Source organism: Actinokineospora auranticolor (genome assembly GCF_041897805.1).
Classification (GTDB): Bacteria; Actinomycetota; Actinomycetes; order Mycobacteriales; family Pseudonocardiaceae; genus Actinokineospora; species Actinokineospora auranticolor.
In genome coordinates this window covers 2,820,401-2,843,291 of the sequence record NZ_CP154825.1, presented here as the reverse complement: position 1 = coordinate 2,843,291, position 22,891 = coordinate 2,820,401, and the positions used below count along the sequence as shown (strand labels likewise).

The following is a 22,891-nucleotide window of genomic DNA, read 5'->3' as shown; positions in this document are numbered from 1 at the left end:
GGCGCGCCTATTGCCCTGAAACGCTCCAGCCTGATAATGCGAGCCCGGCACGCGTTCGCCCTCGCCGCGCGACACGCCGGTGGTGGCACCCGCACGACCAAGATCCCGAGTTGTGCACAGGGCTCTCGGGTGAGTTGTCGGTTTTGTCGGTCCCCCGCAGCAGCGTGGAATCTCGGGGGATCCCCGGGCCCGGGCGGGGACGTCGCCGGTGGGCTGCGCGGGGCGCGGCGGCCCGGAGCAGTGGGTGAACGCGGGCTCACCCGCGGTGCGGAACGACCTGGGGTCGACCGCGCGCGGCCGCTGTTCGGTGACGCCATGAGCCGACGCTATATGTACTGTGCCCGCGCGATATGTACTGTGCCCGCGCGCAGGCGGACCGGGTGGCAGGGGCGGGGACGCCGGGTTAGCGGTCCACTCCGGACAGTGCGCGGGCCGCGCCGTCGACGTTGGTCTCACCCGCGACGGTGAGCGTGAGGTGGGCGAACGCCGGGGCGAGCGCGGTCAGCGCGCCGATCGGGTCGTCGGCCTCGTGGTCGTTGACGCGCAGGGCGCCGAGCGTGAGCGTCGCCAGCTGGGGCACGATCCGGGACTCGGCGAGCGCCCGCACGGTGGCGAGGTCGCTCGGGTCGAACTCGGCGCGGCTCAGGTCGAGGTGGCGCAGCGCGGGCCAGCCCCGGGGGCCGAGTTCGGCCAGGTGGTCGACCGGGCAGGCGACCCCGAAGACGTCCGTGCCGCTGTCGACGACGAGCGAGACGACCCCGGGCGCCTCGTGCGGGAAGACGGCGCCGTCGGCGAGGACCGCGCCGCGCAGCCGCAGGTCGGTGAGCGCGGCGCCGCCGATCTCGTCGAAGAGCAGGCCGCCCTCGGCGGTCAGCTCCCGCAGCGCGGGCAGCGCGGCCCACAGGCCGTGCCGGATGTCGTCGGCGAAGCCCTCGTGCAGCCTGCTCAGCGGGTCGAAGCGGCCGCCGGTCGAGGTGTGGGCGTCCTCGTAGAGGAACTCGAAGTCGTGGCCGAAGTACAGGGTGGTCAGCCGGTCGCGGCGGTGCGCGGCCAGCGCGGCCGCGGCGCGGCTCGCGGAGTGGTGGAAGTCGGTGAGGCGCAGCTCCAGTCGACGCAGGTCGGCCGAGGCCGGGTCGGTCAGCACCGCCTCGACCAGCGCGGACTCCCACCGCTCCGGGTCGGTCGGGTCGGCCCCGAGCCGCTCGACCAGGTCGCGGCGGTCGGCGGCGGTGTCGGGGTCGAGCCGGAACACGGCCTCGTCGAGCCGCCCGTCGGTCCAGGTGAGCTGCCAGGAGCGGTCGGCGCGCAGGGCCGCTGAGTCGATCACAGCGGGGATGATAGGCAGTGCCCATGACACCTTCGGGCGAAGGCGCCCCCCTGGCGGAGGACGAGGCGCGGCGGGTGTGGGGCCTCGACAGCCGTGCGCGCAAGGAGTACTTCTTCGCCGCCGTGGCCGCGACCGGGGTGGTGTGGGCGTGGGACGAGTCGACCGTCTTCCAACTCGACGACGACGTCACGCAGGTGCCGCTCTGGCCGCACCGGCGCTTGGCGGAGCTGTCGGCGGAGGCGATGGAGTGGGCCGAGCCGCCGGTCGCGATCGCCGTCGACGACCTGCTCGACGAGTACTTCGAGCGCTACGACCTGGAGAACCACGAGATAGCCGTGCTGCCGACCGACGGCGCGTTCACCCCGTTCCTGTCTCTCGAGCGGTTCCGCGTCGAGGTCTTCGAGGCCCGGCTGCTGCTCCGCGCGGAGGGGAGGCCGGACTCGTACCGCCGCGCGGAGCGCGAGGCGTTCCACGAGGACTGCCGCCGCCGGGCCGACGCGCGGCTCGGGCTGGACCCGGCTGCCCGCCGTGACCTGGCGGCTCACCTGCGTGCGCACCTCGCGGAGTGCGACGACCGGCTCCCCCTGACCGGGCAGTGGGCGGCGAGCCGCGATCTGCCGTGGCGGCGGTTGGCCCGGGCGCTGAACGTACTGTCGGTCACGTGCGACTGCGCGGCCCGGGAGTACTTCTGAGCGCCTTGCGGAAGATCGTCGTCGGCTGGCGGGCACCGGCCGGGTCGAGCGCGTGGTCGGGCACCACGCCGACTTCCACCCAGCCCGCCGACCGGTACAGGTGGTCAGCGGGACTACCGGATTGGGTGTCCAACAGGAGAAGGGTCATGCCGAGTTCGGTCGCGGCCTGTTCGACGGTCGTGAGCAGGGCCCGCCCGAGCCCTCTCCCCCGGGCGTCGCGGTGCACGAGGAGCTTGGCGACCTCGCCGCGGTGGCGCCCGTTCTCGTAGTCGGTGCGCCGCAGCTGCGCGGTCCCCACCACGCGACCCGCGTGGCGGGTGGTCCAGAGCAGGAGGCGCCCGGTGGCCAGGTCGGGTTCGAGGGAGCGCCACCACTCGCGGGCCCGCGCGGCGGCCAGAGGATGCAGGAAACCGACGGAGGCCCCGCCCGCGACCGCGTCGACGAGGAGGTCCGCCAGGTCCGGCACCAGGGCGGACAGCCCGCGGGCGTCGACGCGTTCCATGCCGCCGATCATCCACTAGGGAACGGCGCCCCGTTGGCCCACAACGGTTACACCCGTGTTTCGTGTGGCACGGTAGACGCCGTGTGGAGAGAAGCAGCCGCCGTCGCGGCGGGTGGTGTCCTCGGTGCCGTGGCCAGGTACGGCATCGGCACCGCCTGGCCCGGCGCGTGGACGACCCTGGTGATCAACGTGGTCGGCTGCTTCGCCATGGGCTGCCTGATGGTGACCGAACTACACAGGACCACCCAACTCTTCCTGGGCACCGGCGTCCTGGGCGGCTTCACCACGTTCTCGGCCTACACCGGCGACTTCCAGCACCTGGTCACCACCGCGCCCGTCGCGGGCATCGCCTACCTGGCAGGCACCCTCGTCGCCGCCCTGGCAGCCGTGACCACCGGCGCCACCCTGACCCGACGGCTGACCCGGTGAACGGCGTACCGCCCGCGGCGCTCAGCCTGCCCTCAGCGCCCAGCCCACGAAACCACCCCGGGGCAGGTAGTCCGATGATCGGCGTTCACCTCGCGGCGCTCGGCCAAGCGGCCACCCCGACCCGCGCCCACCCGCACCACGGTGGCGGCGGCCCGCCCGCCGCACTCGACCCGCGAAACCACTCCGGAGCAGATGCTCCGGTGAACGGCTTCCAGCGCACCGCACCCAGGCACGCGGCCACCCCAGCTCACCCTCGAACCGCCCGCGGCTTCCAGCTCATCGCGTCCGGCTGCGGAACCGGGCCGGGGCGGGTGGCGCGGTGAACGGCGTCCTGCTCACCGCGCTCGGCGCGGCCGTCGGGGCGCCCGCGCGGTACCTGGTCGACCGGGGGATGCGGCGGTGGCTCGGGGAGCGGTTCCCGTGGGGGACGCTGGTGGTGAACGTCGTCGGCAGCCTGGTGCTCGGCGGTGTCGTGGCGGCGGCCGGGCCGGACCTGCGCGTGCTGCTCGGAACCGGCTTCTGCGGTGCCCTCACCACCTTCTCCACCTTCTCCGCCGACACCCTCCGCCTGGTGGAGTCCGCGCGGCGCGGGGCGGGGGCGGTGTACGTCGGGGTGTCGCTGGTCGCCGGGATCGGGGCATTCTGGCTGGGACTGGTTTGCCTGGGCTGAGGAGCGAGATGAAGGTCTACGCCGAACGCGCCGCCCGCCGGGGCAGGCAGTTGGTGGCGGACGTCGTCGCGGGGGCGGTCGCGGTGGGCGCGATCCTGGTGGCGCTGCGGGTACGCGATGTCGTGCTGGGTCTGCGCGCCCCCGGCGACCGCCTGGTCGACGCGGGTACCGCGTTGCGCGGCACCTTCGACACCGCCGCCGCCAAGGCCGACGGCGTCCCGCTCGTGGGCGACTCGCTGGCGAACGCGCTGCTGTCCGGCTCGAACGCGGGCATCCGCATCGCCGACGCGGGGTGGCGCCAGATCCACGCCGTGGAGAACCTGGCCACCTGGCTCACCAGCGTGCTGATCGCGGTCCCGCTGGCCTTCCTCCTGGTGACCTGGTTACCCCTGCGGGTCCACTACGCCCGCCAGGCCACCGGCGCGGCGCGCCTCCGCGACCTCGGCCCGGCGGGCCACGACGTCCTCGCCCTCCGCGCGCTGGCCACCCAGCCCCACACCCGCCTCGCCGCCACCGGCGCCACCGCCACCGCCTGGCGCGACGCCGACCCGGCCGCCGTGGCTCTGCTCGCCAACCTCGAACTCCACCGCCTCGGCCTCAACCCGACACCCCCGCTGCCGCGCTGACCCCGCCGCCTCAGCCCCGCACCAAACACCCCCGCTGCCGCTGACCCCACGCACTCCCGGCACCACCGCCAGCTCCAGGCCACCCATGCCCACCTCGCCCCGCCCCGGCCCGCCACCGCGCAGCCACGCTGACCCAGCGCTTCAGCCCCGCACCAGGCGCCCACAGACGCGCTGATCCCTCCCACCCCCCGCACCACCGCCACCTCCGCACACCTCGCCCCCACCCGACTTCCCCTCAGCCACGCTGACCCCCATCACCTCAGCCCGCACCAGAACCCGTACTTCCGCCCTGGTCACTCCCGGCACCACCGCCGACTCCCGCACACACCCGGCACCACCGAAGTCGCTTCGCCCTCCGCCGCACCGGTACCGACGCGGACTCCGAGCCACGGCGGGATCACCGCCACCAGCTCCGCGCCAGGCAGGCCCGCACCTCGAACCTCCCGCGCTTCGCAGGGGTCCCCTCACCGCTCTGGCCACCCACACCCGCCTCGCAGGCACCGGTGCCACCGCCTGGCGCGACGCCGGCCCGGCCGCCGTGGCACCGCTCGCCGACCTCGAACTCCACTACCCCGGCCAGAGCCCGACTCCCCGCTGCCGCGCCCGGCCGACCCAAGCCTCGAAAGTCCCGCGCTTCGCAGGGGTCCCCTCGCCGGGGGAACCCCTGTTTTCCACGCTAGGGATGTCTCGTAACTGATGTTGTGGTTGGTTCCAGTGGCTCGGTGTTCAGTCGGTGATGGTGAGGTTGTGGCGGAAGGCGATGCCCGCCGCGGTGGTGGCGAGGGTGTGGCCTGCGCGGCGGTAGTCGCGCAGGATCTTCCAGTTCTTCATGCGGGCCAGGGCGTGTTCGACCCGGGCTCGGATGACGCGGTGAACGGTGTTGAGTTGTTGTTGCCACTCGGGCCGTTCCCGACCCTCGCGGGGTTTGCGGTAGGGCATGATCACCTCGGGATTGCCCTGGTAGCCGCTGTCGGCCATGACCGGCCGCCCGGCGAGCGTGTCGGCGATGCCGGAATCGCGGTAGGCGGTGCAGTCATTGCGGTTGCCCGGCTTCGGGTCGCCGGTGGCGAGCACGAGTCGGGTGTCGGCGTCGATGGCGACCTGCGGGTTGGTGGAGTAGCGGCAGTTCTTCGACCGTTCGGCGACGCGGTGGTCACGGGTCGGGACCAGGGTGCCGCCGACGATCGCGACCTGGTCAACGCGGCGTTTGCGCACCGGCGCCAGTGCCGGCGGCGGGCCCAGCGAATCCACCACGCGGTGCGCGGCGGAGTGCGAGACACCGAACAGTGGTCCGATCTGGCGCATCGTGAGGTTCGTGCGCCAGTACACCGCCACCAACAGCACCCGGTAACGAGACATCCCTTAGTGGACCGCGGCGCGGGTTTTCGTGGCGTGTGTGGGGCTGTGGACAGGTTCGCGGTATGGGGATGCGCTGGCCGAGCCGCCATCGGCTGGGCTGTGGACAACCTCGCGGTATGGGGAAGGTGCCGTGTGGCGGGGCGACTGTCGGCCGGTCGGGGGACCCCGCCGGTCGGCCCTATGCGGTGGGCGGCGGGGCGTGGTTCGGTCGAGGGTCGGCGGTGGCGGACCGGTGCGGGAGGTTGGCATGGGGCGGGGCTGGCTACTGGGCGCGGTGATCACGTTGGCCCTCGCGGTACCCGCGCCACCCGCGGCCGCGACCCCATCAGCCACGCGGCTGGCCGTCGGGGACGTCGTCGACATCGCGCCGGGGGTTCGGGGGGATGATCGGTGGTTGGCGCGGGGGGCGGTGCGGGACGACCTGGTCGGGGAGCGGTTCTACTTCGTCATGCCGGACCGCTTCGCGAACGGGGACGCGCGCAACGACCGGGGCGGGTCGGGCGAGACCGATCGGTTGCGCACCGGGTTCGACCCGGCCGACAAGGGGTTCTACCACGGCGGCGACCTGGCGGGTCTGCGGTCGCAGCTCGGGTACCTGCGGGACATGGGCATCACGGCGATCTGGATGACACCGATGTTCGCCAACAGGTGGGTGCAGGGCATCGGTGCGGATGTGTCCGCCGCGTACCACGGCTACTGGACCACCGACTTCACCCGCCTGGACCCGCATTTCGGTACCACGGAAGAGATGCGCGGAGTGATCGCGGAGGCGCACCGGCGCGGCATGAAGGTCTTCTTCGACATCGTTGCGAACCACACCGCCGACGTCATCGACTATGCGGAGGGCAGCCACGAGTACCGCAACACCCGCGCGTACCCGTACCGCGATGCGTCCGGCAACCCGGTGGACATCAAGGCGCACGCGGGAAAGCAAGACTTCCCGCGAATCGCGACGTTCCCCTACACCCCCGTGGTGACCGACCCGACCGCCAAGTCCCCGACCTGGCTCAACGACCCGACCCTCTACCACAACCGCGGCGACTCGACCTTCACCGGCGAGTCCACCGAGTACGGCGACTTCTCCGGCCTCGACGACCTGATGACCGAGGACCCGAGGGTCGTGGCCGGGATGCGGGACATCTTCACCAGCTGGGTCGACACCCTCGACATCGACGGCTACCGGGTGGACACCGTCAAGCACGTCAACCTGGAGTTCTGGCAGGCGCTGGCCCCGCACGTGCGGGCGTACGCGAAGGCGCGCGGCAAGAAGGACTTCTTCGTCTTCGGGGAGGTGTACGACGCCGACCCGGCGAAGACCTCGACATACACGACGACCGGCCGCATGCAGGCCGTGCTGGACTTCCCGTTCCAGGCGGGTGCGCTGGACCTGTTGTCCGGCAAGGGTTCCACGACCATCGCCAACGCCCTGCTGGCCGACGACCGCTACACCGACCCCGACTCCAACGCCGCCGCCCTGCCGACCTTCCTCGGCAACCACGACATGGGCCGCCTCGCCTGGCTGATCCGCGACCGCCGACCGGGCGTCACCGACACCGAACTCCTGCGCAGGCTGGAGCTGGGCAACGCGCTGATGTACCTGTGGCGCGGCAACCCCGTCGTGTACTACGGCGACGAGCAGGGTTTCGCGGGCACCGGCGGCGACAAGCTCGCGCGGCAGGACATGTTCGCCAGCCGGACCCCGGAGTACGCGGCGGAGGTGTTCATCGGTGCGGGCCGGACGGGCGCGCAGGACAACTTCAACCGGAACCACCCGCTGTACCGCCAACTGGCCGACCTTGCGTCCTTTGTCGACAAAGACCGCGTCTGGTCCGGTGGCGCGCAAACGCTTCGCTACACCTCCGGCGACGTCCTCGCCTTCAGCCGCACCGACGCCCGGGACCGCCGCGAGCACGTCGTCGTCGCGAACGCGGGCACCACCGAGACCACAGTGGACATTCCGGTGAGCGCGGGCCGCTACCGCGTCGAACTGCGCACCGCGGCGACCGCACCCGGCGGCACCCGACCCGGGCCGACCGCCCCGCACACCGGAATCGCGGAAACCGACCCCGCAGGCCCCGACCACACCCGACCCGGCCCGCAGCGCGAATCCGCGACCGAACTCGAATCCGGGGGCACGAAAGCCACAAATCCCGCAGGCACCCTCGGCCGAACCGCGCCCGCCGAAGCTGACGCAGGGGTCCCCGACCAGGGGGAACCCCTGATTTCAAGTCTAGTGGCGGAGGTGGGCGGGAATCGAGGGGCGACGGCCGGGCCTGTGGATAACTCACCGGTAACCCGAGGTCGGTCGGTACGGGTGACGGTGCCCGCGCTGGGGGTCGTGGTCCTGCGCGCGGACGAGCGGCTGCCCGCGACGACGCCCGCGCCGCGGCTGGTGGTGCCCGGGGTCGGGACCGCGCTCGACGGACGGGTCGAGCTGCGGGCCGAGGGGGTCTCGACAGCGTTCGCGCAGGTGAGCTTCGCGGCGCGGGTCGCGGGGAGCCGGCAGTGGACGCCGCTGGGGACCGACGACGCGGCGCCCTACCGGGTGTTCGCCGACGTGGGCGCGCTGCCCGGCGCCGGGGTCGGCAAGCGGGTGGAGTTCCGGGTCGTCGCGCGGGACGGGGGTGGGGCGCTGGGGGCCGACGGGGCGGAGATCGGGCTCGTCGCGGCGCCGCCGCCACCGGTCGGGCCGGACTGGCTGGTCGTGCACTACAACCGACCGGCGGGCGACTACGCGGGGTGGGGTCTGCACGTGTGGGGTGATGTGGAGTCGCCGACCTCGTGGACGTCGCCCCTGCCCTTCGCCGGGGAGACGCCGTACGGCCGGTTCGCCTGGGTGCGGTTGCTGCCCGGCGCGCGGCAGGTCGGGTTCATCGTGCACAACGGTGACGAGAAGGACGGCGCCGATCGCACGGCCGACCCGGCGGCGCAACCACAGGTGTGGCTGAAGAGCGGTGCGCAAACCCAGTACTCGTCGGAGATCGAGGCCACCGGCACCGCAACGGTGCACTACCGCACCGCCGACACCACCGGCCTCGCGGTACGCGTGCCTGGACGACCCGACGCACCGATGAGCACCGAGGACGACTTCGGTGTCTTCGCCACGGTCCCCGCCGCACCGGAGGTCACCATCGTCCGCGACGGCGCAACGGTGCGCACCGTGCGGGTGTCGTCGGCACGGCTGTGGGTACGGGAAGGCGACCAGGCCGTGTACGTCTCGCGGGCGGCGGCCGACAACCGCGCGGTGATCCACTACTCGAGACCGGACGGCGCCTACGCGGGGTGGACGCTCTACCACTGGGCTGGATCACTGGAGCCGAGCCCGAGCTGGCAGGAGTCACGCCCACCCGACGGTGTGGACACGTTCGGGGTGTACTGGTCGGTCCCACTCACGCAGGGTGCGGGCGGGCTGAGCCACATCATCCACCGCGGCGACGAGAAAGACCCCGGCAACGACCAGTTCCTCGACGTCAACGCGGTCGGCCACGAGGTCTGGTGCACCTCCGGCGCCACTCACCCGGACGGCTCGGCGTCCTACGTGCTGCCGAACACCTGACCCGTCAGGCGTGGTCAGGGCGGATTGTGGGTACTTCCGCAGGCGCGCACCCTATGTGAGGAGCCCGCCGAAGGTGAAGACCGATCCCCACGCCCTGGCCATCACCCGCCGCGACGACGGCGGACTGTCCCTGCGCGGCGACCTCGACTACACCACCGCCCCCGAGTTCACGGCGGCGCTCGCCGCGTTGCCGCTGCCCGAGGGCGCGACCCTCACCCTCGACCTCGGCGGACTCGGCTTCTGCGACTCCAGCGGCCTGTCGGTGCTGCTCAACGCCTACAAGAAGGCCAGCGCCGTCGGCGGCACGCTCGCGGTCAGCGCGATCGACCCCAACCTGGAGCGGATGCTGATGATCACGGGCCTGGCCCACCTGTTCCTGCCCCAGCACCACGACGCCTAGCCCGTACAGTGACCCGCGTGCGGGTCGAGCCGTCGAGGACGCTGGTGCGGTGGGCGCTGCTGTGCGCCGTGGCGTTCGGCGTGCTCGGCATGCACCACCTGCCCGGCCCCGTGGGACACGGGCCCGCGGTCAGCGTGTCGGTGGAGCACCACGACGCCCCCGCGCACGACGGCGACCTGTGGGGGCACGCGTGCCTGGCGGTGCTCGTCGCCGCCGTCGGTTTCGGCCTGCTGGTCCTGCTGGGCCGTCGTCCGGCGCAGGAAGCACGACCCGGCGGGCAGCGGGTCGTCGCCCACGGTTCCCCGCGTTCGCCACCACGTCCTCGGTTGGCCATGCTCTGCGTGCTGCGGCAGTGATCGGGAGCCGCTCCCGCACCCCGTAGGCAACCACCCGAGGAACCACACCATGACCAGGAAGAACCTGGTCAGGTCGGCGCTCGCCGTCCTGACCTCATCAGTCGTGCTCGCCGCGTGCGGCACGGCGCACAACACCGCCGACGTCACCTTCGCCCAGGGGATGGTCCCCCACCACCGCCAGGCCGTGGCGATGGCCGAGCTGGTCGAGGGTCGCGGGGCGGGCCCGGCGGTCGTCGACTTGGCCGAGCGGATCAAGCGGGCACAGGCCCCGGAGATCACCACCCTCACCGAACGGCTGAACGCCTGGGGCGAGCCGACCGAGCACCCGGCGGGGCACGGCGGGTCCGAGATGGCCGACCTGGGCACCGCCACCGGCCCGGACTTCGACCGGCGCTGGCTGTCGATGATGATCACGCACCACGAGGGCGCGGTGCGGATGGCCGAGACCGAGCTGGCCGACGGGGCCGACCCCGACACCAGGGAATTGGCTGGGCGGATCGTCGCGGCGCAGAAGGCCGAGATCGACGAGATGCGGGCTTTGCTGCCGCGGAGCTGAGCACCGGGGGTGTGTCCCGGGCGTCCGGGGCACACCCCTCCCGCGCCGGTTCCGTCGCCCGGCCAAGATCGAGGGAATCAAGACATGCGAGGCAGCGAGGTGATCACCGCATGCCTCCGGCCCCCGGTATCCATTCTACCGAATAGGGCCGACGGTTCCGGGCGGAGATGATCAAGCCTGTGCACAACCCGGCTACTGGCTGAACAGGCCCGAAGGTGGCACCGGCGGCGGTGTGGGGTCGTTGTCGGTCAACGGGGTCGCGGGGCCGACCAGGGCCCTCAGCTCCGCCGCGGTCACGCACCGCGCCGGGAACGGCGCCGCCGCCTCCTTGGCGGCGATCTCCGCCACCGGCAGACCGGTCGCCGCGGCGGCCAGGACGATGTTGCCGTGCCTGCGCCCCCTCAGCACCGGGGGTTCGGCCAGGAGGAGGACCGAGCCGAAGACCGCCGACAGGGTCGCCACCGCTCGGCTGGTGAACTTCAGGTCCGGGCCGTCCGACAGGTTCGCCATGTACAGCCCGTCCGCCCGCAGCACCCGGGAGATGTCACGGGTTGCCTCCAACCCGTAGAGCGCCCCGGCGAGCGTCCCCCGCTCGAACGCGTCCACCACCACGACATCCGCCGACGCGTCCGGGAGGCAGGAGACCGCGGCCCTCCCATCCGCCACCGTCAACTCCAGGCCCGGGATCGAGTCCACCCCGAACTGCCCGCGGACCAGCTCCACCATCCCCTCGTCGGCGTCGAACACCCGCTGACGGGACCCCGGCCGGACCGCCGCGATGTACCGGGGCAGGGTGCACGCGCCGCCACCGAGGTGCACGGCTTCGACCGGCGTGCCCGGCTCGCCGTGGCTGTCCACCACCTCCGCCAGCCTTCGCACGTAGTCGAACTCCAGGTGCCGGGGGTTCGCCGTGTCCACGTACGACTGGGCAACCCCGTCGACGCTCAGCAGCCAGCCCGTGGGGTGGTCGAGGTCGCGCAGGATCTCGGCGGTGCCGAAGCGGACGGGGTAGCGGCCCTGGGTGGGGTTCACCCGTCAAGCAGACCACGCCGGTGGTCAGGGTTCGGTGACCAGGTGGACGGTCAGCGCCGTCCACGCACCGAGGAACACCCGGTCACTGTCGCGCAGTTCGACGGGGACCTCGGCGGGGATCGGGTTCGCGCAGTCGTTGACGTACGTCCGGTTCGTCGAGCGCAGGTCCACCACCGCCCACGTGCCGTCCCCCGTCGGGACGAACATCGCGTGCGCCCGCCCGATCGCCCGGTCCTCCGGTGGGCCCGTCAGGTCGATGTCCGGCGCTATCCCCCGGTTCACGTCCGCCCGCCCCACCAGCACCGACTCGCCCCGCAGCGGGAACCGGCGCGGGGGTAGGAAAAGGGGGTAGTCGATGCTCAGGTCCTCCGTAGTGGCCCGGGTGACCTCGTAGTACTCGCGGTCGGCCGCGACCGTGATCGACCAGCCCTTCTCCCCTACCACCGGTGCCGACAGGTGGGCGTCCAGGTGCGAGTCGTACCCGTCCACCTCGCAGTAGCGGCCGACCTGCCCGGGGTGGCCGTTCGGGCAGTCCCACGGTTCGGTCACCGGTCGTCCCGGAGCCGGGTGGTGAGCTTGGACTCGATCTTGGCCATCTCCGCCAGGTAGCCCGTCATGTCCCCGTCGCGCACGCGGACCGTGCCCGCCGGGTCGGTGTCGAGCAGGTTGCGCAGGTGGGCGGCCGCTTTCGCGTTGCCGTGCGCGTCCGCGACGGCGATGGCGCGGTCCAGCCGGTCGGTGGCCAGGCCGCGGTCGCCCGCCGCCACCGCGCTCAGGCACTCGTCCAGCAGCTCCGGGACCCGGGACTGGCCGGCGTAGTGCGCGACGTTCTCGTTGATCGACGTGGCCAACTGCTGGTCGTCGGTCCACTTGACGTGCACGGTCCGCTCCGCGGAGCGCTCGTCGCCGACCGCCATGTGGACGCGGGCGGCGATCAGGCCCTTGTCGCCGACGCGGCCCGCCTCGACGCGCACGCTGAGGTGGTACTCGCGGGCCTCGGCGGACCAGTTGCCGGTCGGGTGGGCCCGCACCCGCGGGGTGACCTGGGTGCCGCGGCCGGTGAGGTCGACGAAGCGCGGGAAGACCTGTTTGAAGAACCGCACCTCGGCGTGCGCGGGCGTCCACAGCAGCAGGTCGGCGTCGACCGCGGCGGTGCCCATGAGGCGCTCGGTGACCTCGCGGAACTCGGCGGCCAGCGCGGCCGGGTCGGGCAGGCCGCGGGCGGCGCCGAGCAGGCCGTCGGCGACGCGCTCGAGGGTGTCGGCCTGCCAGGTGCCTTCGCCGACGCCGAGCGCGTCGCAGGTGAAGGCGCCCTCGCAGTCGCGCACCACCTCGGCCAACCGCTCCGGGGTCTCGTGCTCGTCGCGGCCGTCGGTGAGCAGCAGGGCGTGGCGCACGGCCGCGCTGTGGTCAGCGAGCAGCCGCTTGGCCAGGGCCAGCCAGCTGCCGATGGCGGTGCCGCCGCCCGCGCCGAGCCTGCGCACCGCGTCCTTGGCCTCGCCGCGGGTGCGGTCGCCCGCGATGGCCAGTTCGGGGGCGACGGGGTAGACCATGCCCGCGACGTCGGTGCCGCGGACCACGGCGAACGCGGCACCGTCGGGCAACGCGTCGACGAAGGCGGTGACGGCCCGCTTGGCCTGGGTGAGCCTGCTGCCGGACATCGAGCCGGAGCAGTCGAGCAGCACGACCCTGGCCACGCCGCGGTCGCGGCCGGTGCTGCCGGGGTCGTCGCCGGTGAGGCGGACGGTGATGATCGCGTCCATCACCCGGCCGCCCGCGGGCAGGTACTCGTTCTGGTCGACGGTGATCTCGAAGCCGTGGCCCATGGTTGCCTCCTTCACCCTTGCGCGACGGCGATGGCCGCCACGGTGACGTTGTCGTGGCCGCCCGCGGCGAGTGCGCGGCCGAGCAGGGCGCGCGCCGCGGCGGCGGGGGCGGCGCGGTGGTCGGCGGGGGCGACGACGCCCGCGTCGAGGTAGTGGGACAGGCCGTCGCTGCACACCAGGAGCAGCCCGGGTGCCGCCGGGTCGACGCGCACCCGGGGTTCGACGGGGCCGGAGTCGGCGCCGAGCCAGCGTTCCAGCGCGTGCGCGGCGGGGTCGGCGAGCCGGGGGTCGTCCGGCTCGGCGCCGTCGGCGGCCAGGCGCCCGGCGGCGGAGTCGTCGACGGTGAGCCTGCGGGCACCGGTCGGGTCGACCAGGTAGGCGGGGCTGTCGCCGACCCAACCGACCACGGTGGCGTCGCGGGTGACGACGGCGGAGACGTAGGTGCAGCAGGGCGGGTTGCCCGGGTCGGGCGCGGACACCGCCGTCGCGGCGGCTGCGGCGGCCAACGCCCCGGCGGTGGTCGCGGCCACGGCGTCGTCGCCGCGGTCGAGGGCGGCGAGGAGGCCGTGCAGCCCGGCCACCGCGGCGTCGGTGGCGGCGCGGGCGGACCCGGGGGCGGACGCGACCCCGTCGCAGACGACGGCCGCCGCGACGTCGCCGAGCACACCGATGGCCACGGCGTCCTCGTTGCGCGGGCGCCGCAGCCCCCGGTCGGTCACGGCCGCGACGACCCCGAGGTCGAGGTCGTCGGCGGACTCGGAGGTGCGCACCCGGGCCGCGCCGTCGGCCCGGGCGAGCCGGTCGGCGCCGCAGCCCTCGCAGAACCGCCAGCCCGGTTCCAGCGGTACCCCGCACCGCGCGCAGGGGCTCGCGGGGTCGGCGGCGGGCGGGTTCGGCTCCACGGCGTCACACCAGGGTCCACGGCCGGACCTCGTTGGCCCGGTCCACCAGGGCGGAGCGGGTGTCGCGGTCGGGGGTGAGCTTGGCGAGCGCGCGGTAGGCCTGTTCGAGGCGGCGGCGCAGGGCGGTCTCCGCTTCCTCCTCGGCCGCGCCCCGGTGGTCGGTCGGGTGGTCGGCGCGGGCGGCGAGCGCGGCGCCGTGCACCTCGATGTTGAGCCGGGCGGTGCGCTCGGCGTCGAGGGTGAGCGCGTCGAGCCGGGTGGCGGCGTCCGGGAGCAGGTCCGCGCGGACCAGGGCGCGGATGGCGGCGACCTGGGCGGCGGTGTGGTGGTTGGAGCTGTCCGGGACCTGGTCGAGCACGGCGACCGCGGCCCGGTGGTCGTCCTGGGCGGCGTGGGCGCGGGCCAGGCCGAACGCGGCGCTGACGTAGGTGCGGTCGGTGTCCCAGACCCGGGCGTAGAGGGCTCGCGCGCGGGCCGGGTCGCCGGTCCGCTCCACCGCGGCGGCCAGCGCCAGTTTCGCGGCGGGTTCGCCGGGCAGCGCCGAGTAGACCGCGTCGAAGCGGTCCGCGGCGGCCGCGGGGTCGTCGGCGATGGCGGCCAGCCCGAGGTACCAGTCGGTGCGCCAGTCGTCGGGCAGCGCCTCGGCGAACTCGGCCAACACCGCGCGCGCCGCCCCGGGCTCGCCGGCCAGCACGTGCGCCTCCGCCAGGCGCAGCAACAGTTCCGGGGTGCGTTCCCCGGCGCCCAGCAGGGTCTCGACCAACCGGTCCGGGGCGACGCCCGCGAGGGTCGCGAGGAACCCCGCCGCCGGGTCGGCCGGGTCCACCAGGGGGCTGGGCAGGCAGGCGGGCACCTCCCGCCACTCGACCGCTTCCGCCGCCACCGCGCGCACCACGCCCGCGCCCGTGCCGAACACCCGGCGCTCACGGGTGAACAGCGCCGAGTTCACCCCGTACGGCTCGGCGTCGGCGCGCGACAGCGTCTCCGCGAGCACGCCGACGACCTGGTCGCGCATGTCCTCCGCCGCGGTGAAGCGGGCGCGCGGGTTCGGGTTGGCCGCGCGGCGCAGCAGCCGGACGAACGACTCCTCGCCTGCCAGGTACGGGATGTCGGCGGGCAGGCGGTGCCGGTAGGCGTCGGAGAAGCCGAGGAACGGGAACGTCAGCGCGGCCATGGTGCGGCCGAGGGTGTAGAGGTCGGAGTGCGGGGTCGGCTGGTGCTCGCCGGTCTCCACCTCGGGCGCCATGAACCCGACCGTGCCGTAGGAGGCGGTGTCGCTGTCGGCCCGCATGACGGCGCCGAGGTCGATCAGCTTGACCCGCTGCTCGACCTGCATCACGTTGTGCTGCTTGAGGTCGCAGTACACCAGGTCGCGGCGGTGCAGGTAGCCGAGCGCGTCGAGCAGGTCGTCGGCGTAGCGCAGCACGACCGGTACCGGCAGCGGTTCCGGCTCGGCCGGGTCGACCAGCACCTGGTGCAGGGTCCGGCCCGGCAGGTACTCCATGACGATGTAGCCCGCCACGACCCCGGTGCGCGGGTCGGTGTGCTCGACGAAGTCGGAGATCTGGACGACGTTCGGGTGGTCGACGGTGACCAGGTACTGCCGTTCCCTGGTGGCCGCCGCCACCGCGTCCGGGTCGTGCGAGTTGATCAGTCCTTTGAGGACTACCCAGCGCTCGGTGCGGTCGTCGCCCAGGTGCGAGTCGCGGGCCAGGTAGATCCAGCCGAGCCCGCCGTAGGTGAGGCAGCCGAACACCTCGTAGCGCTCGACGTAGGCGTGCCGGGCCAGCGCGGGGACGTAGGAGAACGGCGTGCGGTCGCGCGGGCAGAACCCGCTGTCGAGCCCGGGCCGGTCGCCGCGCGGCTGCCCGACCGGCTCACCGCAGTTCGGGCACTTCCTGCGGTGGTATGGGACCTTGGGGTCGGTGAGCACCGCGGCGGCCGGGTTCGGCACGGCGATCGGCGGGAGCGTGACCCGGTCGACCACGGTGCGCGCGGCCCGCGTCCGGTTGCCGGTGGAACGCCCCGATGGCATGGGCTCGGTCCGCGCGGAGGCGGGCGGTGCCGCGGGCGGTGTCGCCTCGGACGCGGTCGGGGCGAAGAAGCCGCACTCGTCGCAGGACCCGTCCGGCAGGTAGGTCCCGTCGCACCCGTCCCGCACGCACGCCGTCATCCGCGCCTCCGCCGCACCGCGTCCTGGTAGGCCTCGACCGCCGACGCCGCCGCGGCCAGGTCGCTCGGCGCCGTCCACAGCAGCCCGTGCGCGCGCCGGTGGCACGCGACCGCGTCGGGGTCCTCGGCCACCCCGAGGCGCACCGCCATCGCCTGGTACGCGTCGAGCCGACCGCGGAGTTCGGCGCGCTGCTCCAACAGCCGGGCCGCCTCCGCGCGCAACGCGCCGAGTGCCTCCACGGCCGCGTTGGCGTCCTGGTCGATCACCGCCAGTTCCTCGGCCACGGCCGTCCACTGCCCGGCGACGGTCCGCTCCCCCAGCGCCGCGAGCCGCCGTCGCAGGTCGTCGGCGAACCCGGGCACGACCAACCCGTCCGACCCCGCGACCCGGATCCGGACGTCGGCGACCGACCGTGCGGTCGTCGCCTCGTCCTCGGCGACCATGGCCAGCCAGGCGTCCGCCTTGGCCAGCCGCGACCGCAGGTCCAGCACCCGCTCGGCCTGGTTGCGCAGCAGCGGCGCGGTCGCGATGCCGCCGTCGCGGACCGTCGCGCCTGCCGACCCCGCCACGACCTCGGCCAGGTCCGCCAGGGTGAGCACCGGTCCCCGGCCGGGCAGGCCGTCGCGCAGGGCGGCCACCAGCGCCGGGGTGTGCCCGGGCGCGATGAGCACGAACGCGCCGTCGACGTCGAGCCCGGCGCCGACCAGGTGGCCCGGCAGGCCGTCGACGAGCAGCACGCGGGTCGCGGCCTGGCCGCGGCGCAGCACCCGGCGGAGTTCGGCGCACGGCAACGCGGTCGACGACACGTACCGCGCGTCGGTGCCTGCCGTGGCCAGGTAGGGCTCGCCGCCGTCGTCCGCGCACAGCACGCGGCCCGCGTAGTGCACGAGCAACAGGTCCTCGGCCGCGGTGGCGGCCTCGTCGACGGCGTGGACGACCTGCGCGGCCGAAGACGGGTCGGTCAGCACCTCGCAGCCCGCGACACCGAGGCCGTCCGGCGAGGTGACCACGGCGCGCAACGCGGCCAGGCGAGCCGTGGCGGCGGGCAGCGGCGGCAGGGTCGCGTACCGGCCGACGCCGACCAGCACGGCCCTGGACCGCGCCGGGTCCGGTGGGGTGAGCGACCGCACGGCCGATCACCCACCCTCGTAGTCGGCGGGCGGCATCCGCCGCGTGGTCGCCTGCCCGAACCACTTGCGGTACAGGGCGTCCATCTCGCCGCGGCGCATCCGCTCCAGCACGGCGTTGACCACGCGCAGCAGGTCCTCGTCCTGTCGGGCGACGGCGACGGCGGCCACGTCGACGTCGTCGACGAACCCGGGGAAGATCTCGGTGTTCGGGTCCTGGTCGTGGAAGCCCTCGAGGATCACGTCGTCGGTGGACACCGCCTCGACCTGGTGGCGCTGCAACTGGACCAGGCAGTCGGTGGTGTCCACGGCGGGTACGGCGATGCCGCCGCGCTGGGTGATCCGGTCGATGTTGATCGTGCCCGCGCCGGAGCAGACCCGCTTGCCCGCCACGCCCTGGCGCGGGTCCCACACGCCGTCGGTGCCGCGCCAGGTGAGCAGGCCCTGCCGGGTTTCCAGGTACGGCACGGAGAACCGGGCGCCGTAGGTGTCCACGCGCTGGCAGGTGACGCTGGCGTCGGCGACGATCATGTCCACGGTGGCCACGGTGGTCGCGGACGGCGCCCGGTGGTTCTCGTCGGTGTCCAGCGCGATGAACCGGTCCCTGGTGGGCATGGCGATGTACTGGATCTGCGCCCGGACCTGGCCGGGGTCGCGGTCGGGCCAGATCGCGCGGGCGATCTCGAAGGCGATGTCGGCCTCCAGCCCGGACACCTCGCCGGTCTGCAGGTTGCGCGAGCTGAGCCTGCCCGCGGTCTGGCTGACCCCGACCCGCAGCCCGCGGGCGCGGATCTCGGCGACGGTGGTGCCGCTCGGGATCCCGGTCAGCTCGGTGCCGGTCGGGCGGATGGTCTTGGTCGTGCCGCGGCAGGGCTCCGGGGCGGGCGCGGGGGCCGCCGAGGTGAGCGTCGGCATCTGCGGTTCCGGCGCGGTCGGCCGGGGCAGCGCGGCCCTCGGCGCCACGGCGCAAGCGCTCGCGGCGAGCGCGCACAGCAGCGCCGCCAGTCGGCGCGCGGCCGTCACCGGTACTCCGCGATCCGGGGCCACAGGCCCGCCACCCCGGCCAGCGCGGCCAGGGCCATCAGCACGACGACCCCGGCGCCGGTGCCGGACACCGCGGTGCGGGCGTCCAGGATGGACCCGTCGACGTCGGCGCCCGCCTGCGCGATGACCGCGTCCAGGGTCTCCTTGAGCTCCTCGTGCGCGGTGATGTCGGCGGCGATCTCGCCGTAGCCGGGCCGGTCGGGGGAGAAGTCGCGCTCGATCGAGCGGCGCCAGTCGGTCACGGTGCGCGCGGCGCCCTCCAGGGTGCGGGCGGTGCCCGCGTCGAGGTCGCCGCCGCGCACCTGGTTGAGCTTGTTGTCGATGGCGTCGAGCTTGGCGGTCAGCGTCACCGTGTCCCCGATCAACGGGAAGATCAGCGCGCGGGCCTCGTCGCCGTCGAGGCCGCGGGCCTCCGCGCGGACCTCGGTGAGCGGTTCGAGCAGCCGCGCCGACCGCTGCGCGCTGGCCGTGGCGTGCGCGGCGGCCACGGTCGAGGCGATGAGCAGCCAGCCGAAGGCGACGGCGGTGAGCGCGGTGGCCGCGACCATGCCCGCGTTGAACCGCCTGCGGGTGCGGCGGGCCAGGAACCGCTGGCACCACAGCAGCACGGCCAGCACCAGCAGGCCGACGGTGGTGGCGAACCACGGGAAGTCGTTGACCCCCGACGGCGGTTCGGCGTCGCGCAGCCGCTTGGCGATCTCCAGCATGGTGCCGCGCACCATCAGCGACGCCTCGTTGAGGTACGACGTGCCGACGGGGTCGACGCGACTGGTGTAGACCCACCCGGACTCGACCATGCCGGTGTAGATCGGCAGCAGGCTCGACAGCACCGCCAGCGCCTCGGACGGGGTGAGCGCCGCGGTCGCGAGCTGACCGCGGAAACCCTGGCTGGTCAGCTGGTTGAGCCGGGTCACCGGGGTCACCTCGGGGACGACCTTGGCCGCGTAGTCCAGCGCGGCGGTGGCGGCGACGACGTCGTCGCGGAAGGCCTGCCGCTGCACCGCGACCCGCTCGCCGGTGACCAGCACGACGGAGAACGCGGTGGCGTCGGCGTCGGCCAGCGCCCGGTAGACCTCGCCCGCCGCGGTGTTGAGGCCGCCGCGCCGGTAGGCCATGTCGTCGAGCAGGTCGGCGCGGTCGTGGGCGCTCAGCGCCCCGGTCAGGCCCGCGACCACGGCGCAGACCAGCACGCCCACCACCACCAGGGTCAGTTTGCCCTCGGTCCGCCGGAAGTGGGCGGCGACCGCGGACCGCCACGACGACACGCGCGTTCGTCTCCCCTCCCGCCCGGGTTCCCGGGCGACCACCCTCGCCCCGGGTGATCGCTCGGTCACGGCGACGGTGTTATCCGAACACGCCGGTGATCACCCTTTCGGACGCTTCGGCGGAAAAGGCGATTTCCCGCTATTGGCCTCTGCAAATAGCGGACGGGCCGCGCCGAAAGGACGACCGGGGCACGGACGGGGTTGATCGACATTCTCGCGGAATTGTCCGGCGAACGGCCGAACGGCCGGTCCCGCCCGCGCCCGGTGGGCGGAAGTGGAACCGGCCGTTCGCCGGGTAGTGCGCGAGCTCAGCCCGAGAAGCTGGCTTTCTTCACCTTCGGGGCGCGCCGCGGCTTGGCCGGGGCGGGCTCCGGCTCGGGCTCCGGCACGGCGTGCGCGGCCTCGAACGCCTCGACCACGGCCGAGGGGATCCGGCCGCGCTCGGAGATGTCGTGGCCGTTGCGCCGCGCCCAGTCCCGGATCGCCTTGGTCTGCTCCTTGCTGCGGCCCTCCGGCCGGGCACCCGCCGGGAGCACGGGCCGCTTGATCCGGCCGCCGGTGCGCCGCGCGGCGGCCACGAAATCGGCCAGCTCGTCGCGCAACCGCTGGGCGTTGGTCTCGGTCAGGTCGATCTCGTACTGCACGCCGTCCAGGCTGAACTCGACCGAGCGGATGTCATCGCTGGTGGAACCGTCGAGGTCGTCGTAGAGCTGGACGATGGTCTTCTGAGCCATGCGGCACCTCATTGCACAACGGGTTGCTGTTTGCTGGTTGGCGTGGAAGTTAGCAGCCCGAAGCACCGCGCGCGGAGCGACCCGGCCACGTGTCCACAGCGGATCCGAAAAAGAACGCCGCGGCGACCGCGGCGAATCGGCTCCGATGTGGACCCGGGTCAGGCCGAGCGCCTGCCCGTCACGCCCACCGGCCACCAGTACCGCCGCACCGGCTCGAACCCGCTGTGCTCGAACCAGCGCTCCACCTCCGCGGTGGTGTAGGTGTCGCGGTGACGGGGGGAGAGCACGTCGAACCAGGTCAGGGTGAGCTCGTCGTAGGCGCGGCGGCGGGTGAGGATGCGCGCGTGGGTGCTGCGGGCGGCGAGCCCGCGCACCCCCGGCAGGGCCGCGACCGCGTTGAGCGCGCGGACCCCGACCAGGGTCGGGAACGACAGCGCCCGGCACACCCGGTACACCGTGCGGTGCGACCAGCGGTGCAGGCCGAGGGGCCGCAGCAGGTCGCGCACCAGCACCAGCGGGCTCAGCTTGCGCTGGTACACCCAGACGAACAGCTCGCCGCCCGTGCGGACCAGCCTGGTCAGCGCGGCGAAGGCGATCTCGGTGGCGCCGGTGTGGTGGATGACCCCGTTGCACCACAACCGGTCGACGCTCTGCTCCCGCACCGGCAGGGCGAACACGCTGGCCCGGACCACGTGCAGGTTCGGCAGGTCCCGGGCGGCGCGGGCGACCTCGGCGATGGCCGGGTTGACGTCCACGGCCAGGAAGGTGGTGCCGGGGTGGCGGCGGGCGAGTTCCACGGTGAGCTTGCCGCTGCCGCAGCCGATGTCGGCGACGACCAGGCCCGCGAGCGGGTCGGGGGGCAGCGTGGCGGTCTTGGCGGCCGCCCCGCCGACCGCCTTGCCCGCGGCCTCGCCGACCGGCTTGGCGGCGGCCCCGGTGGACCGGTTGGTCTCCGGCCGGACACCGAAGACGTCGTGGAACTGGGCCACGTCCTCGTCGATGGTGCGGCCGAAGACGGTGTCGGACTCGAAGCCGCCGTCGTGGAAGGTCTGCCACTCGAAGCCGAAGCTGGCCGCGACGTGGCTCTCGCGCTCCCGCGCCGAGAGCAGCTGCGGCACCCCGTCGGCGATCGGGTACTCCAGCGCGCAATCCACACACAGCAGCGCCCCGGAGGTGACCTCAGCGGGCACGTCGTCGCGGGTCAGCCGCAACTTTCCCCCGCACGACGGGCAGACCAGCATTTCGATGAGACAGGTACGCACAACGACCCCCTCGAAAACCATTGCGGGACAAGGGGTCCGTACACCGGTCGCCCCCGTTCGCCCCACGGGTGAGCTACGCCTTGGCATCCGTATCGCGTACGTACCGGCATCGTGTCACCACGCTGCGCGACACCACCCGATAGGAGCACCCGACCGGTCCACTCCCCCGGCCGATCGGACGCGGCGGCTGGGGCGCACGGCGTCAGCAGGATCACGTCCCGGCGGGCGCGCCGCGGCCGCCCCGGCGGGTGAGGATGGTGCACCGGCCGCCGCGGTCGGGGCGGGACCGATCGGGAGGCAACGGGTGATCGTCAACCACGAGGTGCGGGGGCGCGGGCCGGTGGCGGTCGTGCTGGCGGGGTCTGTGGGGACCGACCTCTCGCTGTGGGACGCGCAGGTCGACCCGCTGGTTGACGCCGGGTACCGGGTGATCCGCTACGACCACCGCGGCCACGGCTCCTCCCCGGTGCCCCCCGGCCCCTACCGGCTCGCGGACATCGCGGGGGACGTGCTCGCGCTGCTCGACCACCTCGGGGTGCGCACGGCGTCGGTGGTCGGGGTGTCCCTCGGCGGGATGGTCGGCATGTGGCTCGGCACCCACGCCCCGGAGCGCGTGCAGAACCTGGTGCTGTGCTGCACGTCCGCGGACCTGGGCCCGTCGGCGAACTGGCAGACCCGCGCCGACCTGGTGCGCGCGGAGGGCATGGCGTCGGTCGTCGACCAGACGATGGGGCGGTGGGTGACGGCGGGCTACGGCGACGACAGCGCACTGCGGGAGATGCTGCTGCGGGTGCCCGCGGAGGGGTACGCGGGGTGCTGCGAGGCGATCGGGTCGATGGACCTGGTCGGCGGACTGGGGCGGATCGCGGCGCCGACGCTGGTGGTGTCGGGGGCGCAGGACCCGGCGACCCCGCCGGAGCAGGGCGCGCGGATCGCGGCGGCGATCCCGGGGGCGCGGCAGGCGGTGGTCCAGGGGGCCGCGCACCTGGGGGTGCTGGAGAAGCCCGAGGAGTTCACCCGGCTGATCCTGTCGGGGCTACCCCCGGCCACCGG

At 73.8% G+C, this 22,891-nt stretch carries 20 protein-coding genes and 2 pseudogenes; 9 read left to right on the top strand and 13 right to left on the bottom strand.

Translation table 11 applies throughout. From position 1 onward, the window contains the following. Positions 1-403: 403 nt before the first annotated feature. Positions 404-1,327, bottom strand: coding sequence for a hypothetical protein (locus V5P93_RS13045; protein ID WP_104480361.1), 924 nt, complete (start codon positions 1,325-1,327; stop codon positions 404-406). A 23-nt stretch (positions 1,328-1,350) separates the two neighbouring features. On the opposite strand from V5P93_RS13045, the gene V5P93_RS13040 reads away from it, so the two are divergent. Then, positions 1,351-2,019: a DUF2750 domain-containing protein gene (locus V5P93_RS13040; protein WP_104480362.1), complete on the top strand. Its 669-nt coding sequence runs from the start codon at positions 1,351-1,353 to the stop codon at positions 2,017-2,019. Here V5P93_RS13040 and V5P93_RS13035 read toward each other — a convergent pair. Next, entirely contained in the window at positions 1,985-2,521 is a 537-nt protein-coding gene (locus tag V5P93_RS13035) for a GNAT family N-acetyltransferase (RefSeq protein ID WP_219824028.1), read from the bottom strand. The genes V5P93_RS13040 and V5P93_RS13035 overlap by 35 nt on opposite strands. A gap of 81 nt (positions 2,522-2,602) precedes the next feature. Between V5P93_RS13035 and V5P93_RS13030 the strand changes: the two genes are divergently transcribed. The 3 genes from V5P93_RS13030 to V5P93_RS13020 all read left to right on the top strand — a co-directional run bounded on the left by V5P93_RS13030 (position 2,603) and on the right by V5P93_RS13020 (position 4,246). Further along, positions 2,603-2,950: a CrcB family protein gene (locus V5P93_RS13030; protein ID WP_245931393.1), complete on the top strand. Its 348-nt coding sequence runs from the start codon at positions 2,603-2,605 to the stop codon at positions 2,948-2,950. Between the two features lie 319 nt (positions 2,951-3,269). Then, positions 3,270-3,620 (top strand): fluoride efflux transporter CrcB, encoded by a 351-nt coding sequence (gene crcB, locus V5P93_RS13025; protein WP_104480364.1) that lies wholly within the window; start codon positions 3,270-3,272, stop codon positions 3,618-3,620. An 8-nt stretch (positions 3,621-3,628) separates the two neighbouring features. Continuing rightward, entirely contained in the window at positions 3,629-4,246 is a 618-nt protein-coding gene (locus V5P93_RS13020) for a hypothetical protein (RefSeq protein WP_104480365.1), read from the top strand. 726 nt (positions 4,247-4,972) lie between these two features. Here the strand turns inward: V5P93_RS13020 and V5P93_RS13015 are convergent. Then, positions 4,973-5,593: pseudogene (locus V5P93_RS13015) on the bottom strand (transposase family protein); the annotation flags it as partial. Positions 5,594-5,852: 259 nt separating this feature from the next. On the opposite strand from V5P93_RS13015, the gene V5P93_RS13010 reads away from it, so the two are divergent. The 4 genes from V5P93_RS13010 (at position 5,853) to V5P93_RS12995 (ending at position 10,473) form a co-directional block, all read left to right on the top strand. Next, on the top strand, positions 5,853-9,161 hold the full coding sequence (locus tag V5P93_RS13010; protein ID WP_245931394.1) for an alpha-amylase family glycosyl hydrolase: 3,309 nt from the start codon (positions 5,853-5,855) through the stop codon (positions 9,159-9,161). Positions 9,162-9,234: 73 nt separating this feature from the next. Next, positions 9,235-9,561: an STAS domain-containing protein gene (locus V5P93_RS13005; RefSeq protein ID WP_181043593.1), complete on the top strand. Its 327-nt coding sequence runs from the start codon at positions 9,235-9,237 to the stop codon at positions 9,559-9,561. A gap of 17 nt (positions 9,562-9,578) precedes the next feature. Beyond that, positions 9,579-9,917 (top strand): hypothetical protein, encoded by a 339-nt coding sequence (locus V5P93_RS13000; protein ID WP_146108108.1) that lies wholly within the window; start codon positions 9,579-9,581, stop codon positions 9,915-9,917. Positions 9,918-9,966: 49 nt separating this feature from the next. Further along, positions 9,967-10,473 (top strand): DUF305 domain-containing protein, encoded by a 507-nt coding sequence (locus V5P93_RS12995; protein ID WP_104480368.1) that lies wholly within the window; start codon positions 9,967-9,969, stop codon positions 10,471-10,473. A 192-nt stretch (positions 10,474-10,665) separates the two neighbouring features. On the opposite strand, the gene V5P93_RS12990 is transcribed toward V5P93_RS12995, so the two are convergent. The 10 genes from V5P93_RS12990 to V5P93_RS12945 all read right to left on the bottom strand — a co-directional run bounded on the left by V5P93_RS12990 (position 10,666) and on the right by V5P93_RS12945 (position 21,838). Then, positions 10,666-11,505 (bottom strand): spermidine synthase, encoded by an 840-nt coding sequence (locus tag V5P93_RS12990; RefSeq protein ID WP_104480369.1) that lies wholly within the window; start codon positions 11,503-11,505, stop codon positions 10,666-10,668. Positions 11,506-11,529: 24 nt separating this feature from the next. Then, positions 11,530-12,054 carry an FHA domain-containing protein gene (locus V5P93_RS12985; protein ID WP_181043594.1) on the bottom strand — a complete coding sequence of 175 codons (525 nt, stop codon included), beginning with the start codon at positions 12,052-12,054 and terminating at the stop codon, positions 11,530-11,532. After that, positions 12,051-13,331: a VWA domain-containing protein gene (locus V5P93_RS12980; protein ID WP_104480370.1), complete on the bottom strand. Its 1,281-nt coding sequence runs from the start codon at positions 13,329-13,331 to the stop codon at positions 12,051-12,053. The genes V5P93_RS12985 and V5P93_RS12980 overlap by 4 nt, the downstream gene beginning before the upstream one ends. Before the next feature lie 11 nt (positions 13,332-13,342). Then, positions 13,343-14,233, bottom strand: a complete 891-nt coding sequence (locus V5P93_RS12975) for a protein phosphatase 2C domain-containing protein (protein ID WP_245931395.1) — start codon at positions 14,231-14,233, stop codon at positions 13,343-13,345. A 4-nt stretch (positions 14,234-14,237) separates the two neighbouring features. Further along, on the bottom strand, positions 14,238-16,406 hold the full coding sequence (locus V5P93_RS12970; RefSeq protein WP_219824029.1) for a serine/threonine-protein kinase: 2,169 nt from the start codon (positions 16,404-16,406) through the stop codon (positions 14,238-14,240). Then, a complete protein-coding gene (locus tag V5P93_RS12965) occupies positions 16,403-17,536 on the bottom strand; it encodes a hypothetical protein (protein WP_104480371.1) in 1,134 nt (377 codons plus the stop codon). Before V5P93_RS12965 ends, V5P93_RS12970 begins: the two co-directional genes overlap by 4 nt. A gap of 6 nt (positions 17,537-17,542) precedes the next feature. Then, positions 17,543-18,556 carry a transporter substrate-binding domain-containing protein gene (locus V5P93_RS12960; RefSeq protein ID WP_104480372.1) on the bottom strand — a complete coding sequence of 338 codons (1,014 nt, stop codon included), beginning with the start codon at positions 18,554-18,556 and terminating at the stop codon, positions 17,543-17,545. Beyond that, complete coding sequence (locus V5P93_RS12955) at positions 18,553-19,842, bottom strand: hypothetical protein (protein WP_104480373.1); 1,290 nt, start codon at positions 19,840-19,842, stop codon at positions 18,553-18,555. The genes V5P93_RS12960 and V5P93_RS12955 overlap by 4 nt, the downstream gene beginning before the upstream one ends. Positions 19,843-20,150: 308 nt before the next feature. Further along, positions 20,151-20,576: an Lsr2 family protein gene (locus V5P93_RS12950; protein WP_104480374.1), complete on the bottom strand. Its 426-nt coding sequence runs from the start codon at positions 20,574-20,576 to the stop codon at positions 20,151-20,153. Positions 20,577-20,734: 158 nt separating this feature from the next. Continuing rightward, a complete protein-coding gene (locus tag V5P93_RS12945) occupies positions 20,735-21,838 on the bottom strand; it encodes a methyltransferase domain-containing protein (RefSeq protein ID WP_181043595.1) in 1,104 nt (367 codons plus the stop codon). On the opposite strand from V5P93_RS12945, the pseudogene pcaD reads away from it, so the two are divergent. Then, positions 21,822-22,856, top strand: a pseudogene (pcaD, locus tag V5P93_RS12940) (3-oxoadipate enol-lactonase); the annotation flags it as partial. The gene V5P93_RS12945 and the pseudogene pcaD overlap by 17 nt on opposite strands. Between the last annotated feature and the right edge of the window lie 35 nt (positions 22,857-22,891).

Bases quoted from the DNA above. Each gene is read 5' to 3' on its own strand.
- V5P93_RS13035 (WP_219824028.1), bottom strand. From the start codon at position 2,521: ATGGAACGCGTCGACGCCCGCGGGCTGTCCGCCCTGGTGCCGGACCTG.
- V5P93_RS12950 (WP_104480374.1), bottom strand. From the start codon at position 20,576: ATGGCTCAGAAGACCATCGTCCAGCTCTACGACGACCTCGACGGTTCC.
- V5P93_RS12970 (WP_219824029.1), bottom strand. From the start codon at position 16,406: ATGACGGCGTGCGTGCGGGACGGGTGCGACGGGACCTACCTGCCGGAC.
- V5P93_RS13040 (WP_104480362.1), top strand. From the start codon at position 1,351: ATGACACCTTCGGGCGAAGGCGCCCCCCTGGCGGAGGACGAGGCGCGG.
- V5P93_RS13020 (WP_104480365.1), top strand. From the start codon at position 3,629: ATGAAGGTCTACGCCGAACGCGCCGCCCGCCGGGGCAGGCAGTTGGTG.
- V5P93_RS12980 (WP_104480370.1), bottom strand. From the start codon at position 13,331: ATGGGCCACGGCTTCGAGATCACCGTCGACCAGAACGAGTACCTGCCC.
- V5P93_RS12995 (WP_104480368.1), top strand. From the start codon at position 9,967: ATGACCAGGAAGAACCTGGTCAGGTCGGCGCTCGCCGTCCTGACCTCA.
- V5P93_RS13010 (WP_245931394.1), top strand. From the start codon at position 5,853: ATGGGGCGGGGCTGGCTACTGGGCGCGGTGATCACGTTGGCCCTCGCG.